The sequence below is a fragment of the Rhizobium sp. WSM409 genome (assembly GCF_057653825.1).
The window spans coordinates 457,319-472,241 of sequence record NZ_JBYGKP010000002.1; the positions used below are offsets into that span (position 1 = coordinate 457,319).

13 protein-coding genes are annotated in these 14,923 nt (G+C 61.2%); 12 read left to right on the top strand and 1 reads right to left on the bottom strand.

Translation table 11 applies throughout. From position 1 onward, the window contains the following. Positions 1-24: 24 nt before the first annotated feature. Positions 25-735, bottom strand: a complete 711-nt coding sequence (locus AC25BC_RS25670; protein ID WP_128439847.1) for a GntR family transcriptional regulator — start codon at positions 733-735, stop codon at positions 25-27. Positions 736-939: 204 nt separating this feature from the next. Here AC25BC_RS25670 and AC25BC_RS25675 point away from each other — a divergent pair, with 204 nt between their 5' ends. The 12 genes from AC25BC_RS25675 (at position 940) to AC25BC_RS25730 (ending at position 14,898) form a co-directional block, all read left to right on the top strand. Further along, a complete protein-coding gene (locus AC25BC_RS25675; protein WP_128439846.1) occupies positions 940-2,418 on the top strand; it encodes an ABC transporter substrate-binding protein in 1,479 nt (492 codons plus the stop codon). A gap of 73 nt (positions 2,419-2,491) precedes the next feature. Then, the gene (locus AC25BC_RS25680) at positions 2,492-3,451 is read left to right on the top strand and encodes a carbohydrate ABC transporter permease (RefSeq protein WP_128439845.1); all 960 of its coding nucleotides are present in this window, start codon (positions 2,492-2,494) and stop codon (positions 3,449-3,451) included. Next, positions 3,448-4,338, top strand: coding sequence for a carbohydrate ABC transporter permease (locus AC25BC_RS25685; RefSeq protein ID WP_128439844.1), 891 nt, complete (start codon positions 3,448-3,450; stop codon positions 4,336-4,338). Before AC25BC_RS25680 ends, AC25BC_RS25685 begins: the two co-directional genes overlap by 4 nt. An 11-nt stretch (positions 4,339-4,349) precedes the next feature. Continuing rightward, on the top strand, positions 4,350-5,447 hold the full coding sequence (locus tag AC25BC_RS25690; protein WP_128439843.1) for an ABC transporter ATP-binding protein: 1,098 nt from the start codon (positions 4,350-4,352) through the stop codon (positions 5,445-5,447). Between the two features lie 33 nt (positions 5,448-5,480). After that, a complete protein-coding gene (locus tag AC25BC_RS25695) occupies positions 5,481-6,644 on the top strand; it encodes a mandelate racemase/muconate lactonizing enzyme family protein (RefSeq protein WP_128439842.1) in 1,164 nt (387 codons plus the stop codon). Positions 6,645-6,663: 19 nt separating this feature from the next. After that, positions 6,664-7,413 (top strand): ribonuclease activity regulator RraA, encoded by a 750-nt coding sequence (locus AC25BC_RS25700; protein WP_017995961.1) that lies wholly within the window; start codon positions 6,664-6,666, stop codon positions 7,411-7,413. 479 nt (positions 7,414-7,892) lie between these two features. Further along, positions 7,893-8,903, top strand: a complete 1,011-nt coding sequence (locus tag AC25BC_RS25705; RefSeq protein ID WP_128439841.1) for a LacI family DNA-binding transcriptional regulator — start codon at positions 7,893-7,895, stop codon at positions 8,901-8,903. 47 nt (positions 8,904-8,950) lie between these two features. Further along, positions 8,951-10,243: an ABC transporter substrate-binding protein gene (locus tag AC25BC_RS25710; RefSeq protein WP_164903039.1), complete on the top strand. Its 1,293-nt coding sequence runs from the start codon at positions 8,951-8,953 to the stop codon at positions 10,241-10,243. Between the two features lie 73 nt (positions 10,244-10,316). Beyond that, entirely contained in the window at positions 10,317-11,249 is a 933-nt protein-coding gene (locus AC25BC_RS25715) for a carbohydrate ABC transporter permease (RefSeq protein ID WP_128439839.1), read from the top strand. Then, positions 11,242-12,135 (top strand): carbohydrate ABC transporter permease, encoded by an 894-nt coding sequence (locus AC25BC_RS25720; protein ID WP_003562168.1) that lies wholly within the window; start codon positions 11,242-11,244, stop codon positions 12,133-12,135. The genes AC25BC_RS25715 and AC25BC_RS25720 overlap by 8 nt, the downstream gene beginning before the upstream one ends. A 2-nt stretch (positions 12,136-12,137) precedes the next feature. Continuing rightward, the gene (locus AC25BC_RS25725; protein ID WP_003562167.1) at positions 12,138-13,838 is read left to right on the top strand and encodes a beta-fructofuranosidase; all 1,701 of its coding nucleotides are present in this window, start codon (positions 12,138-12,140) and stop codon (positions 13,836-13,838) included. Between the two features lie 13 nt (positions 13,839-13,851). Next, positions 13,852-14,898 carry an ABC transporter ATP-binding protein gene (locus AC25BC_RS25730; protein ID WP_017995955.1) on the top strand — a complete coding sequence of 349 codons (1,047 nt, stop codon included), beginning with the start codon at positions 13,852-13,854 and terminating at the stop codon, positions 14,896-14,898. Positions 14,899-14,923 lie beyond the last annotated feature (25 nt).

Here is a 14,923-nt window from a genome sequence, read left to right on the forward strand (position 1 = left end):
TAACGATATCCCAGGCTATGTATTCTATCCTGCCCGAGCGGCGTTACGCGCACGCATGTGTTCGAGGATGTGCCGGCCGGAGCCCTCGACATGGCGTGCAATGAGTTCGGCTGCCTCGCTCGCATTTCCCGCTTTTACATGCGCGATAAGCTCGCGATGCTCGCTAAGGATCGCGGCACGCCGGGCGAGCGTGAAGTTGAAACGCCGGCTCACGGCTCGAAGCACTTCGCGATGCTTCCACCAAAGCTCGGCGGCATGGCGGTTGTAGTGCTTTTGGTACATGACGGTGTGAAAGGCGGTGTCCAGCTCGCTGTGCCTGAACGTGTCGGCGAAGTCGTTTTCTTCAATCAGGCCCTGGATTCGTTCGAGCTCAGCAATGTCTTCGACGGTGGCCATATTCACGAACCATCGCGTCAGGGCCGGCTCGATCAAGACCCCGATCTCGTAGATGTCCCGAACAAAATCCTGGTCTATGGGCCGCACGCGTGCTCCGCGGTTGGGAACGAGAGTGACAAAGCCCTCGCCACGCAACAGTTGCAGAGCCTCGCGCACGGGGTTGGTTGAGGTACCGTGGCGCCGGGCGAGATCGGTGACCACAAGCCGCTGGTTGGCAGCGAGCCGCCCTTCGATGATGTCTTCCCTGATCAGTTGATAAAGCGAGGCGCCCTCGCTGGAGGCCCCGATGGGGTCGATCCCTTCGGGGGGCTTTGCTTTGAAATCGCTTGTTTCGGCCAAGACGGTCCCCAATCAATACACATATTGGTCCGATATCACGCAAGGCTTCTCGAAACAATGTACGATTTCTTCAATTGACAGGCAATCTACAATCTGAAAACGTATGATCTGGTCGAAGGGATACATTGGGTGGAAGTCCCGCGGCCGGGAGCAAAGACCGCTTGCCTCGACGCAAAGCGGCTTGGGAGAACCTGGAGGATACCTATGACGAGGATTTCACTCGGCGGTGCCGCCGTGCGCGCAACTGTATCCACTGCTTTGATGCTATCGTTGATGTCCGCGTCTGCACTGGGCGCGCCGGTCGACCTGAGCAAGTGGTCGCCGGAATATGTGCGCTCCATTGCCGGCACACAGGACTTTGACACGGCGGGCGATTGCGCCAAGGTCACCCCCCTCGACTACAAGGGGCGACTGACTTTCTGGTATCAGGGCGTGTTCGAGGGTGACCCCGACCTCCTGCGCCAGTATTACAAGGAGTTCTTCGAGACCTTCCGCAAGACCTATCCAAACATCCAGCTTGAGGAACAAGCCCTCACCTATAACGACCTGCTGGACAAGTTCCGCACCGCGCTCCTTGGCAATGCAGCGCCAATGGCGGTGCGTCTGCAAATCCTGGGCGGCACCGAGTTCGCCTCGAAGGGCTATCTGGAACCCCTCAAACCCGAGGACGTAGGATATTCGACCGACGACTTCTGGCCCGGTGCAATGAAGGCCGTAACCTGGGAGGGGGTGACCTACGGCATCCCGACCAACAACGAGACGATGGCGTTCATCTGGAACGCCGACGTCTTCAAGCGTGCAGGCCTCGATCCGGAAAAGGCTCCGGCAACCTGGGACGACGTCGTCAAATATTCCAAGCAGATCCACGACAAGCTCGGCATTGCCGGTTACGGCCTCGTGGCGCGCAAGAACGCCGGCAATACGCCGTATCGCTTCATGCCGCAGCTGTGGGCCTATGGCGGCGGCGTTTTCGACGAAGCCACCGCCAATCCGACCTACAAGCAGGTCCAGCTCGACAGCCCGCAGAGCAAAGCGGCATTGCAAGCCTCCTACGATATGTATGTCCGCGACAAATCGGTTCCGGTTTCGGCGCTCACCAATCAGCAGGCGGATAACCAGCCCCTCTTCCTCGCTGGCCAGCTCGGCATGATGGTCTCGCACCCCTCCGACTACAACGTCATGCTCGACCTGCAGAAAAAGACGACGGGCAGCGACAAGGACAAAGCGCAGACCGTCATCGACAATATGCGCTACGGCCTGATTCCGACTGGCCCCGACGGCAAGCGTGCCGTCGTGTTTGGGGGCTCGAACATTCACATCCTGAAGCCCGAATATGTCGAGGGCGGCAAGGTCGACGAGCCGGCTGCAAAGGCTATCAGCTGCATGTGGGCAAGCCCCGAATGGTCGCTGAAAATGGCTTATGCCGGCTCGAACCCGGGAAACCTTAACGGCTTCAAGACCAAATGGATGAAGGAACGCCTGGACAGTATCAAGTTCCTTGATGTCACGACGTCGATGCTTCCATACGGCATCCCGTTTCCGGCGCTGCCACAGTCCCCCGAGATCATGAACATCATCGTCCCGGACATGCTGCAGAACGCCCTCACCGGAGCCATGACTGTCGACCAGGCAGCGGACGACGCAGCCAAGAAGGTCAAAGACCTAACGGATGGCGGACTCTAGTCCGCGCCTGCCGATCTGACCGGCTGCGCCTCGATCGCAGCCGGTTTCTTCCGAAGAACAAGGGCAGGGCACAGTGACGATCTTGACTAGCAAGGCCGAGGCGCGCCGAAGACTGCAACCTGACGGGCACGGCGTGCTGCGAAAGATTTGGGAGCATCGCGCTGACTACGCGTACGTGCTTCCCGCAATCGCCGTGATGCTCATCGTCATAGCCTATCCGATCTACTATACGATCGAGCTGTCGTTCTTCAACACGCCGCCTGGCCTGCAGCTCCGCGACAAGATTTTTATCGGCTTCGACAACTACACCGCCATCCTCACAAGTCCGGTGTTCTGGACAGTCACCTCGAACACTCTGATCTGGACGTTAGGATCCACTTTGATCTCATTTGTCCTGGGGTTTGCCTGCGCCCTGGCGCTTCATCGCGACTTTGTCGGTCGCGGCATCCTGCGGGCCATCCTGATTATTCCCTGGGTCATCAGCGCGGTCGCCGCGTCCTATATCTGGAAGTGGATCTACCATTCGGACTTTGGAATTATTGGGGCGGTGCTGGTCGGCCTCGGATTGGCCGACAGGCCGCCGAATTTCATCGACAGCGTCAGCACAGTGCTGCCCTCCCTGATCGTCGTCAATATCTGGCGGGAGTTTCCGTTTGCCATGATCATGATGATGGCTGGCCTGCAGACGGTTCCCGATCAGCTGCTGCGCGCCGCAAAGGTTGACGGAGCCAATGCATGGCAGCGGTTCTGGCACGTCACTTTCCCGCATTTGAGAAACGTTTCGACGGTAACGATCCTTCTGCTGGCCGTGGCCAACTTCAATTCATTCATCATCCCCTGGATCATGACCGGCGGCGGGCCGTCGAACGCATCGCATATCTGGATCACCCACATTTATGAGCTCGCCTTCGGCCGCCAGCGCTGGGGGGTGGCATCGGCCTATTCGGTGCTGCTGTTCCTGATCCTGATGTCGTTCGGCTACTTTTACGTCCGTGCTCTGAGCGGTAACGAGCGGAAGGATGGGAGCGCATGAGCACGATTGCCGAGACTGCTCCTCGGGTCAAAGCCCGTCGCCGCATGCGCATCGACGGATGGCGGTGGGGCGGACGCATCTTCCTCGTTTTCATGATGCTTTACACGGCGTTGCCGATGATCTGGATGCTGATCACCTCGATCAAGTCAGGCTTCGCGGCCATGCAATTCCCGCCGCAATGGTGGCCTGACCAACCCACCCTTGCCAGCTATGAGAAGCTGCTCGATCCGCAAAACAGCGTCGGCCAGGACTTCCTCCGCTTCTTCTGGAACAGCCTTTTCGTCTCCACCGCCACGACCATCCTTTCGGTCATCGTGGCAGTACCTGCGGCCTACGCGTTTTCGCGCTTCACCTTCCCGGGCCGAAACTTTCTGTTCTTCGCCGTCTTGCTTCGCAACATGTTCCCGGCGGTGATCTTTCTCGTGCCGCTCTTCATCCTGATGCGCGCGATCGGGCTGGTGAACACGCATGCGTCGCTCGTCCTCACCTACCTCACATTTGGCCTTCCGCTGGCAATCTGGCTCCTCAAGGGCTTCTACGACAACATTCCGGTGCAGCTCGAGCAGGCGGCGCGCATCGACGGCGCGACGCGGTTCCAGGCCTTTGTCCTGATCGTGATGCCGCTCTCGACGCCAGGAATCATCGCCACGGCGATCTATTCCTTTATCGGCGCGTGGAACGAATACATCTACGCATACACCTTCCTCTCCAAGAACGAGCAGTTGACGCTGCCGGTCGGCATCCAGCGCTTCTTTTCGGAAAATACGACGGACTTTCCGGGCCTGATGGCGGCCAGCTTTATGATGAGCGTGCCCGTCGTGGTCCTGTTCCTCGTCCTGCAACGATACTTCGTACGCGCCCTCACGGAAGGCGCAGTCAAGCACTAGAGGAGTTGCCGGTGGCCCACGTGGTCCTTAACGATCTGGTCAAGACCTATGGCAGCTTCAAAGCTGTCAACAACGTTTCGCTGACGGTCAACGACGGCGAATTCGTTGCGCTCGTCGGCCCTTCAGGCTGCGGCAAGACAACCACGCTCAATCTTGTGGCGGGGCTCATCCCCATTACATCTGGCGACATCGTCATCGGCGACCGGGTGGTCAACGACCTCGACCCCAAGGACCGGGACATCGCAATGGTGTTCCAGAACTACGCGCTCTATCCGCAGAAATCGGTCTACAAGAACCTGGCCTTCCCGCTGCAGATGCGCAAACTGCCAAGGGACGAGATCGACAGGAAGGTCAAGGAAGCAGCGCGCGTGCTCGACATGACGCAGCTGCTCGAGCGCAAGCCACGCGAACTTTCGGGCGGGCAACAGCAGCGCGTGGCGCTCGGCCGTGCCCTCGTTCGCGATCCGGCGGTATTTCTGATGGATGAACCCCTCTCCAACCTCGACGCAAAGCTGCGCGTGCAGATGCGCTCAGAGATCAAGCGTTTCCACCAGGACCTCAAGGCGACGATCATCTACGTGACGCACGACCAGCTCGAAGCGGTAACCATGGCCGACAGGATGGCGGTGATGAACGGCGGCTACCTGCAGCAATACGATTCACCGGCGCAGGTCTTCGCCCATCCGGTGAACATGTTCGTCGCCAGCTTCGTCGGCAGCCCGGCGATGAGCCTTGTTCCGCTGGAGGCATCAACGGCAAGCGGCAACACTGTGTTGACCAGCGCGGAGGGCTGGCACTTCGAGCTCTCGCCACACAACGCCCAGAAGGTCTCAAGGGCAACAACCAAGAAAGTCGTGCTCGGCGCACGTCACTCGGCGATCAAGCTGCACAAGAGTGCGGTACCAGGAAGCATCCCTGCCAAGGCCTATACGGTGGAGCCGACCGGAGACGTCACCTTCGTACAGGCGTTGCTGTCTGGCGCCATCGTCAACGTCAGCGTGCCGCCGACCATTACCGTTGCGCCCGACGAGCAGATTTGGCTCGAGTTCGACCAGGAGCGGATGCATCTGTTCGACGGCGAAACAGAAATGGCCCTCAAGGCCAACTGAGACCAAGCGGATGCGTGTGAAACGAGGGCGTGGATGACTACGAAGCTTAAAATCACGGCGATCAAGCCCTATCCAGTATGGGTAGGAACGCGCAACCAGATGCTGGTCAAGGTCGAGACTGACAACGGCATCTTCGGCTGGGGCGAGAGCGGCTTGAGCGGTCGCGAGAAGGCCGTGGCCGGCGCGATCGAGCACTATCGCGAGTTTCTCATCGGCCGCGACGCAATGCAGATTGGTCGGATCTGGCAAGAAGTCTATCGTAGCCAATATTTCGAAGGCGGACGCGTTCTGCAGGCGGCGATTTCGGCCATCGACATTGCCCTTCACGACATCAAGGGCAAGGCGCTGGGGGTGCCGGCCTACGACTTGCTGGGCGGCAAGCAGCGCGACCGCATTCCTACCTTCGCCTCGACCGGTGACGAGGCCGAGGGCGATGTTGCCATCGAACGAGCCCGCGAACTACGCGCACAGGGATGGCAGGCGATCCGCTTCTTCCCCATCGGGCAAAACAGCAAGGACTTCTTTGAGCCGCGGGAGTCGATCGGCGCGACCGCAACGATGCTAAACAAGGCGCGCGAGGCGCTGGGCGACGACGTCGTCCTCGGCATCGACTATCATCATCGGCTATCGGTGGCAGAGGCGGCGAGCTTCTGTAACAAGCTCGGCCGTGGCGTGATTGATTTCCTCGAAGAGCCGATACGAGACGAGACACCGGAGGCCTACGAATCCCTGCGCACGATGACCGACATCCCGTTCGCCATCGGCGAGGAATTTGCCAGCAAGTGGCAGTTCCTGCCCTACATCGAGCGTGGCATCCATCAGTTCAACCGGCTTGATATTTGCAATGTGGGTGGGCTCACCGAAGCGATGAAGGTCGCTGGTTGGAGCGAGGCGCACTATGTGGACCTGATGCCGCACAATCCCCTCGGCCCAGTCTGCACGGCCGCGACCATCCATCTCGCCGCCGCGGTGGCGAATTTCGCTTGGCTCGAGACCAGGGCGCCCGAAGCAAAGCTCGGCTTCGACAATTCCGAGTTTTTCCCCGTGCAACCGCGGCTTGACGGCCCCGACTATCCGGTCAGCGATCTGCCGGGGCTCGGCGTCGAGGTCAACGAAGAGGCGGTCAAGGCGGAGAGCTTTCGGTTCTGGGAAGCACCTCACCTGAAGCGCCGCGACGGTTCTGTTACGAACTGGTAGTTCACCACCGGAGTCTAAAATGACGCATACTTCCGACATTACGCGACCTCCCAAAGATATGATCGACGCACTGAGGGAAATCGGCGCCGCGACGGTTTCCGGCACGCTTGGCCACATGGGCTTCCGCAATCCGCACATGGTCGGTCCCGTACCGCAGAACCGCGGGAAGTCGATCGTTGGGCCGGCGCTGACGCTCCAGTTCATGCCGCAGCGGCCAGACCTCTTCACCGAGGGGGAATATGCCGATCCGGAGACGCAGTTGCACCGGCACGTGCTCTATCACGCGCAGGAGGGCGATGTGGTCGTGGTCGACGCGCGCGGCGATATGAGTTCGGGTGTCTTTGGCGATATGATGTCGACCTATTTCAAAGGCAGAGGCGGCGCTGGCATTGTAATCGACGGATGCATGCGCGATCGGCCCAATGTCGAGAAGCTAGATCTCCCCCTATGGCTGCGTGGCTGGACTCCCAACTACCATGTGCAGACCAGCATCTATCCCAATGCGGTCAACGTTCCGATTGCCTGCGGCGGTGTCACGGTCATCCCCGGCGACATCATCGTCGCCGACGATGATGGGGTGGTGGTGCTTCCAGTCGCAATGGCCTCGAAGGTAATCGAAGAGTCGCAAAAGCACCACGATTGGGAGGAGTTTTCGCGAGAGAAGCTTATGGAGGGCGGGTCGTTGCAGCGCTACTATCCGCTGCATGATGATGCCCGCGGAGAGTACGACGAGTGGCGCGGAGCAAACCGCTTGGAGAACCCCAGTTAGCCTATCGATTACCCGAGGCGGGCAGCGACCTGCCGCATCGACTTGCGCACCGCGTCAAGAAAGGCGTGGTCGGCGTTCTCCATCAAATGCGAGCGGTCGGCAACCTGATCTGCGTGTGGCAGGGCTTGTGCGGTTGTCCGGGCATATCACGACCGCCGTCTCGTGCGACGATTCCGAGCTGGGGCTGCTGGAGCAGCCAGGCATTGGCGGTCGCCGGTTCCCGGTCGGCGAAATGCGGTCGTCTTTTCTGCGTTTAAAATCGCAAATGAACGTGCCTTATCGATGATTGCGGCGCGACGCATCATGCACTGCTTCCACTTTTAACTCGCCAGGGACCGGATCGGAAAGCCGAAACTGTGCTCGCATGGTTTTGTTCGCCGATTGACAGATAGATGTTCGAAACGCCGAGCAGTGCGCGTAAAAGCCGCTTGACAAAACACGTCCGCCGCGAGTATTGGGTAATCGATAACCCAAGGAGGATGGCGAGGATCGTGGCAGTATCTCTTTCTGACATCGCGGAACGTGCGGGAGTCTCGGTGAAGACGGTTTCCGGCGCATTGCACGGCGGCTCCGCCCGCATGTCGGACGATACGCGTCAGAAGGTCAAGGCCATTGCGGAAGAACTCGGCTACGTGACCAACCTTGCGGCGCGTGGCGTGCGTCAGGGCTGGCTACCGCTGGTCGGAGTCGTCTCTGACGGCCTCATCACGTCGCCCTTCGCCACCGAGATCGTGCGTGGCCTCGACGGGGCGGCCCGCAGCGCCGGCATGGCGGTCTTTGCGGTCAACCACCGCAGCGGCCAGTCTATCGGCTCGGTGCTCGACGAGGTGCAGCAGTTCCGGCCGCGCGCGGTTGCTTATGCCGCCATGTACCACAAGGATGTCGCCCTGCCGGACAGGTTGGCGGGCGCCGTCGGCGTCATGATCAACTGCCGCGAGGCTACCGGCCGCGTCACCGCGCTGGTGCCGGACGAGGAGGGCGGCGCGCGGGAGATCGTGCGTTATCTCCTCGTCGCCGGCCGCCGTCGCATCGCCTTTATCAACCTGCCGGGCATTCTCGCCGGTACGCTACGCGAGATGGGGTTTCGTGCGGCGCTTGAGGAGGGGGGCATTGACCCCGTCGGCGTGTTGCCGGCGGTGCGCCGCAGCGTCTACAGCGACCGCGCGCCAAGCCTTGTTGCCTCTCATGTGGAGGCGCTTCTGAAATCCGGTCAACGGCCTGACGCCATCTTGTGCGGCAATGACCGCGTGGCGATGGAAGTCTATGCGGCGCTTGCCCGTGCCGGCCTTCGCATTCCGGATGATATCGCGGTGGCAAGCTTCGACAACCAGGTCGAGCTGGCCTCGCGGCTGGACCCGCCATTGACGACGATGGCCCTGCCGCACCGCGCCATGGGCCGCCTTGCCATGGAGATCCTCCTGGCCGAGCAGCCCGAACCGCCGCATCTGCGGAAACTGCCGTTCCATCTGGTCGAACGGGCATCCGTCTGAACATCGAATAGTGCCAAACAGGAGGAGAATACGAAATGAGGATTTTGATGGGTAATCGTTTACTTTCCGCACTCCTAGCGTCCGCTACCCTGGTCGCGACCGCCGTTTTCGCCGAGGCGAAGACCGTCATCCACGTCATGCACCAGGGTGATCCCGGCTGGGTAAAGGCCTATGGCGACGTTGCCACCCGCTTCGAGGCCGTCAATCCCGATGTCGACATCGAGATGATCTACGCGCCGCACGATGCCTATAACGAAAAGTTCAGCGCCGCCGTCATGGCCAAGCAGCTGCCCGATATCATGGAACTCGATGCTCCGTTCCTCGCCAATTATGTCTGGTCCGGCTATCTACAGGCCGTCAAGCCGCTGATTGACAAGGACCTGCTCGATGACATGACGGATTCGAATATCGCCCAGGGCACCTATCCGATCGACAAGGACCTCTATGCGATCGGGCTCACCGACTCCTCGGTCGTGCTCTACGGCAACAGGAAATATCTTGAAGCCATTGGCGCCCGCATTCCGAAATCGGTCGATGATGCCTGGACCCGCGAGGAATTCGAAGGCTATCTCGAAAAGCTTTCCAAGCTCGAAGGCGTGAAGTGGCCGATCGACACCTTCCGAGGTTACGGCATCAAGACCGAATGGATCACTTATGCCTACGGCCCCCTGCTCGAAAGCGCCGGCTGCGACCTGATCGACCGCAAGACTTGGAAGGCCAGCGGCACGCTCGATGGCGAGGCCTGCGTCAAGGCGCTGACGATGATGCAGGACTGGGTGAAGAAAGGCTGGGTCGTACCGACTTCGTCAGGCACCAACCAGTTCTACGCCGAGGGACAGCCGGCCGCGCTCGCCATGGGCGGTCACTGGTTCTACGCGGAGGCGTCGGCAGCGATGAAGGACAATATCGTCGTCATGCCGCTGCCGAAGATCGGCGACAAGGGCGTGAGCCCGAACGGAACCTGGATCTGGGGTATTTCCGCGACCTCGAAAAACCCTGAGATCGCCGGCAAGTTCCTGAGCTTCCTTTTGAAGGACAAGGAGTACCGGGAGTACGCCAAGACCCAGTCCGCCTATCCGGGCTTGAAAAGCTTCGCCGCCGAATCCCCGCTCTATGCGGAAGGCGGTCCGCTCGCCGTCGCCTTTGAGCAGGCTTCCAAGACCGCGGTCGCCCGTCCGCCGCACCCGGCCTATCCGACGATCACCTCGGCCTTCATGCAGGCCGTCGACAAGATCTTCAACGGTGGTGACGCGCAGGAAGCGCTGACGGCCGCTGCCGAGAAGATCGACGAGGATATCGAGGACAACGCCGGTTACCCGCCCTTCGACGAGCAGAAGTAAGGGGTTTTGACGGGGCCGGCTCGTCCTGCCGGCCCTGGACTATCTCGGGAGGATGACCGATGAGGAGGAAACAATGACTTTGCAACAGACCTCCACCCCCGCTTTGCGACGTCCGGCCAAACGCCGCGACAACAAGCGGCTCTGGCAGGAAATGGCGATGATCGCGCCTGCCTTTCTGCTTATGGCGATATTCCTGATCACGCCGTTCCTCTTGTCCTTCTGGACGGCGATGACCAACCAGCCGCTCGTGCCGCGCCCGACGCCGGTGCGCTTCGTCGGCCTCCTGAATTTCGAGCGCGTCTTCACCGATCCGCTGTTCTGGACCTCGCTGTGGAACGTCACGCGCTTCACCGTATGGGTGCTGCCGCTGCAGTGCGGCCTCGCCTTCCTGACCGCGCTCCTCTTGCATCGGAAGCTGCCAATGCAAAACCTGCTGCGCGGCCTGTTCTTCCTGCCGGCGATCACCTCCATGGTGGTGGTCTGCGTCATCTGGGGCACGCTTTTCCAGTACCCGAGCGGCCCGCTCAACCAGATCGTCGGTTTCCTTTCCGGCGGCACGATTCAGCCAATCGACTGGCTCGGCGACCCCAACTGGGCGATGTTCTCCATCGTGTTGCTTTCAGCCTGGCAGGCCTATGGCTTTCAGATGATCATCTATCTCGCCGGCCTGCAGGGCATTCCCGAAGAACTATACGATGCCGCCCGCATCGATGGGGCAAGCGCGCTGCGCCGCTTCTGGCACGTCACTATGCCCGGTCTTCGCCCGACCCATGTCTTCGTGCTGGTCATCACCACGATCCAGGCCTTCAAGCTCTATACGCAGGTGGCAATCCTCACCCAGGGCGGCCCGAACGAAAGCACCGAAACCGTTGTCCACTACATGGTGCGCGCCGGCTTCGAGGAGCAGAAACTCGGCTACGCATCGGCAGTGTCCGTCATCCTCTTCGTCATCGTTCTTCTAATCGCGCTCCTGCAACGCAAACTCCTGAGGCGCTTCGATGTCTGATCTCGCTTTGACCCAGCCCGTCCCGCTGGCAATCGCAAGGGGCGACGGCAAGAGAAGCCTGCGCATCGTGCAGAGCCTCTGCATCCTGGTCATCGCGCTGGTGATGATCTCGCCGCTGTTCATGCTGCTGATCGCCAGCCTGAAGGACGACCGCTTCCGCATCCTCGCTGACATGGGCAGCTTCCGCGCCTTCTGGGTCAGCGACCCGACGCTGTCGAACTACAAGGAGGTCGCCCATTTCTCCGGCGAACTGGCCTATGGCCGATATCTCTTCAATTCGTTGGTGATCCTCGTCGCCACTGTCGTCTCAGGACTGGTCGTCAATTCCATGGCGGGCTTCGTTCTCGCCTGGGGCTCGCTGCGCGGCAAGGCGGCGCTCTTGGCGCTGGTCGTCGCGCTCTATGTCATCCCGCAGGAAAGCATCATCATGCCGCTCGTCGTCATGATGTCGCGGGCGGGGCTGACGGATACCTTCGCGGTGCAGATCCTGCCCTGGGTGGCAAGCCCGCTCTATGTCTTCCTCTTTTACCAGTTCTTCGCGCAACTGCCGAAAGAACTCTATGAAGCGGCGGAAATGGATGGCGCGTCGACCTTCCGCATCTACCGGTCGATCTATATGCCGCTCAGCCTGCCGGCGCTCGCCACGGTCTCAATCCTCATGGGCATCGAAAGCTGGAACCAGTATCTCTGGCCGACGCTGGTCACCCAGACCGACTATGCACGGCCGATTGCCGTCGCCATCGCCACCTTCTTCGGACAGGACAGCATCTACTGGGACCGCGCCATGGCCGCCTCGGTGCTGATGATGATCCCGGTCCTCATTCTCTATCTGGCTTTCCAGCGCTGGTTCGTCAGTTCATTCGTCGGCTCCGCCGTGAAAGGTTGATCATGTCTCTGCAGGCAAAATCCGAAACGTCAGCACCTGAAACCATTGAAGCGGAACTGCCCGAAGGTACGGTGCTGCATCTCTGGCTGAAGGCGCGCCATGCCGGCGGCGAGGCGAAGCTCTTCGTCGCCGTTGATGGCAACGACATCGGCGAGCCCTCGACCCACCGCGCAGGGGAATTTGAGTTCTTCGCTGTGACGCTCGCGAAAGGCGGTCGTGCCACGCTGTCTTATGATGCGACAACCACAGCGCTCTCCGTCGCTTACGCCTTCCGGCCGGAAACCGTGATGAAGGCGGGCATCCGCGTCCTGCACAGCGATGCCCGCACCTCCGCCCCCGACGTACCCGACAGCTACCATTTCCGCCCGCCCTTCGGCTGGATGAACGATCCGAACGGTTTTGGACGGTTCGGCGGAAACGCTCACCTCTTCTACCAGCACTATCCTCATGAGCCGCGGTGGAACACTATGCACTGGGGCCATGCCGTCTCGAAGGATTTCGTCCGCTGGACGCATTTGCCCATGTTCCTCTTCCCGGCGGCGCATCTATCGGAAAAGGACGATGGCCGCGGCGGCGCCTTCTCCGGCTCGGCGATCCCCGGCACCGGCCCGGAAGGCGAGGAGATCCGCGTCTTCTACACCGAGCATGTGCGTGACCGTCTACCGGAAGAGCAAATCCAGCTTTCCGCCGTCAGCCGCGACGGCATCGTCGCCGGCCCGTCGGAAATCGTGATGCCGCTGCGCCCGGAAGGCTTGAACCTCACCACCGATTTCCGCGACCCCTATGTCTTCAAAGGCCCGGACGGGCGCTGGAAGATGCTGCTCGGCAGCCGCGACAGGCAGGGCGGCGTCGTACTGCTCTATGAAACCGCAGACGCGCAAGGCGCCGATGGCTGGACCTTCCTCGGCATCCTCCATCGCGAGGACGGTTTCGGCATGACGGCGGCGGAATGCCCCTGCATGGTGCCGCTTTCCGGCAAAAACGCAGAAACCCGCTGGGCGCTGATCTTCGGTCTGCTCACCAGCCGCGACCCGGCCACCGGCCGCCGCAACCTCACCTCCGTCACCGTCGGTGGTTTCGATGGCCGCACCTTCGTCGCGGAATTCGTGCAGGAGTTGGATTTCGGTTCGGATGCCTATGCTTTCCAGGCCTTCGTTGATGGCGACGAGCCGGTCGGCATCGCCTGGCTCGCCAACTGGACGGATTTTTCCAAGAAGGACGATTTCCCGACGGCCATGACCCTGCCGCGCCGCATGTTTCTCGACGGCGACACCGTGCTGACTCCGCCGGTCGCAGCCGTCGAAAGCCTACGCCATCGGTTGCTGGACGACACCGCGCTTGCCGCCGGCAAGACCGTGCCGCTCGGCACCGGCGCCGTCGAGATCGTGCTTGATCTCACCGCGCCGGGCGCCGCCTTCGATCTCACCTTCGATCATCCGGATGTCGATCTCGGCGTGAAACTCGACGCCGATGGTCTGGCGATTGTCTTCGATGCCCGCACCGGTATGAGGCCGCCGCGTTACGTCGCCGCCGGCGCGAAACCGTCGAGCCTGCGCATCTTCCTCGATGCCGGCTCCATCGAGGTCTTCGCTGACAACGGTCGCTGGACGGGGTCCAAACGCATTCCGAGCTTTGCCGCCGCACGTTCGGCAACGCTCGCCGGCGCCGTCGCCGGGGCCGGCGTCTGGCAATTGAAACTGTGAGGGAGGACAGACAATGGCATCGGTAGCAATCGACCGGGTTCAGAAGCAATACGGCGCGGCCTCCGTTATCCACGGGGTTTCCGCAGATATCGAGGACGGTGAGTTCGTCACGCTCGTCGGGCCGTCCGGCTGCGGCAAGTCCACGCTTCTGCGCATGCTGGCGGGGCTAGAGGATATCAGCGGCGGTGAAATCCGCATCGATGGCCGCGTCATGAACGACGTCGCGCCGAAGGAGCGCGATATCGCCATGGTGTTCCAGTCCTACGCGCTCTATCCGCACATGACGGTGCGCGAAAATATGGGCTTTGCCCTGAAGCTGCAGGGGCGCGATAAGGCGACAATCAACAAGCTGGTGAGCGAGGCCGCCGGCATTCTCGCACTTGAACCCCTGCTGGAGCGCCTGCCGAAACAGCTTTCCGGCGGCCAGCGCCAGCGCGTCGCCATGGGCCGCGCCATTGTACGCCATCCGAAAGTGTTCCTCTTCGACGAGCCGCTGTCCAACCTCGACGCCAAGCTGCGGGTGACTATGCGCAGCGAGATCAAGGAGCTGCATCAGCGCCTTGGCACGACTATCGTCTACGTGACCCACGACCAGATCGAGGCGATGACCATGGCCGACAAGATCGTCGTCATGCGCGCCGGCCGCATCGAGCAGATCGGCAAGCCGCTCGATCTCTACGACCGCCCGGATAACACCTTCGTCGCCGCCTTCATCGGCTCGCCGTCGATGAACCTCTTCGAGGGCGGCATCAGCGACGGCGGCTTCCGTATCGGAGGTGGCGTTTCCCTGCCGCTTCCGCCGCGATTGAGCCAAAGCGCGGCGCGCACCTACGGCATTCGCCCTGAGGACCTCGAAATTGCGGAGACGGGCATTCCGGCCACCGTGCTGACTGTCGAGCCCACCGGTGCGGAGACCCATCTTTCGGTGCGTGTCGGCACGGAGACGGCAACCATCGTGCTGCACCGGCGGGTGGATTTAAAACCTGACCAGCAAATCCACCTCGCGCCCAAATCCGAGAAAGTCCACCTCTTCTCCGCCGAAGGCCGTCGGATAGACTGATCCCCCGGCCCCTCCTGCTGAGCCG

Excerpts from the sequence above, each read along its gene's own strand:
- AC25BC_RS25705 (WP_128439841.1), top strand. The coding sequence starts at position 7,893 with ATGGCGAGGATCGTGGCAGTATCTCTTTCTGACATCGCGGAACGTGCG.
- AC25BC_RS25685 (WP_128439844.1), top strand. The coding sequence starts at position 3,448 with ATGAGCACGATTGCCGAGACTGCTCCTCGGGTCAAAGCCCGTCGCCGC.
- AC25BC_RS25725 (WP_003562167.1), top strand. The coding sequence starts at position 12,138 with ATGTCTCTGCAGGCAAAATCCGAAACGTCAGCACCTGAAACCATTGAA.
- AC25BC_RS25700 (WP_017995961.1), top strand. The coding sequence starts at position 6,664 with ATGACGCATACTTCCGACATTACGCGACCTCCCAAAGATATGATCGAC.
- AC25BC_RS25720 (WP_003562168.1), top strand. The coding sequence starts at position 11,242 with ATGTCTGATCTCGCTTTGACCCAGCCCGTCCCGCTGGCAATCGCAAGG.
- AC25BC_RS25675 (WP_128439846.1), top strand. The coding sequence starts at position 940 with ATGACGAGGATTTCACTCGGCGGTGCCGCCGTGCGCGCAACTGTATCC.
- AC25BC_RS25730 (WP_017995955.1), top strand. The coding sequence starts at position 13,852 with ATGGCATCGGTAGCAATCGACCGGGTTCAGAAGCAATACGGCGCGGCC.
- AC25BC_RS25695 (WP_128439842.1), top strand. The coding sequence starts at position 5,481 with ATGACTACGAAGCTTAAAATCACGGCGATCAAGCCCTATCCAGTATGG.
- AC25BC_RS25710 (WP_164903039.1), top strand. The coding sequence starts at position 8,951 with ATGGGTAATCGTTTACTTTCCGCACTCCTAGCGTCCGCTACCCTGGTC.
- AC25BC_RS25715 (WP_128439839.1), top strand. The coding sequence starts at position 10,317 with ATGACTTTGCAACAGACCTCCACCCCCGCTTTGCGACGTCCGGCCAAA.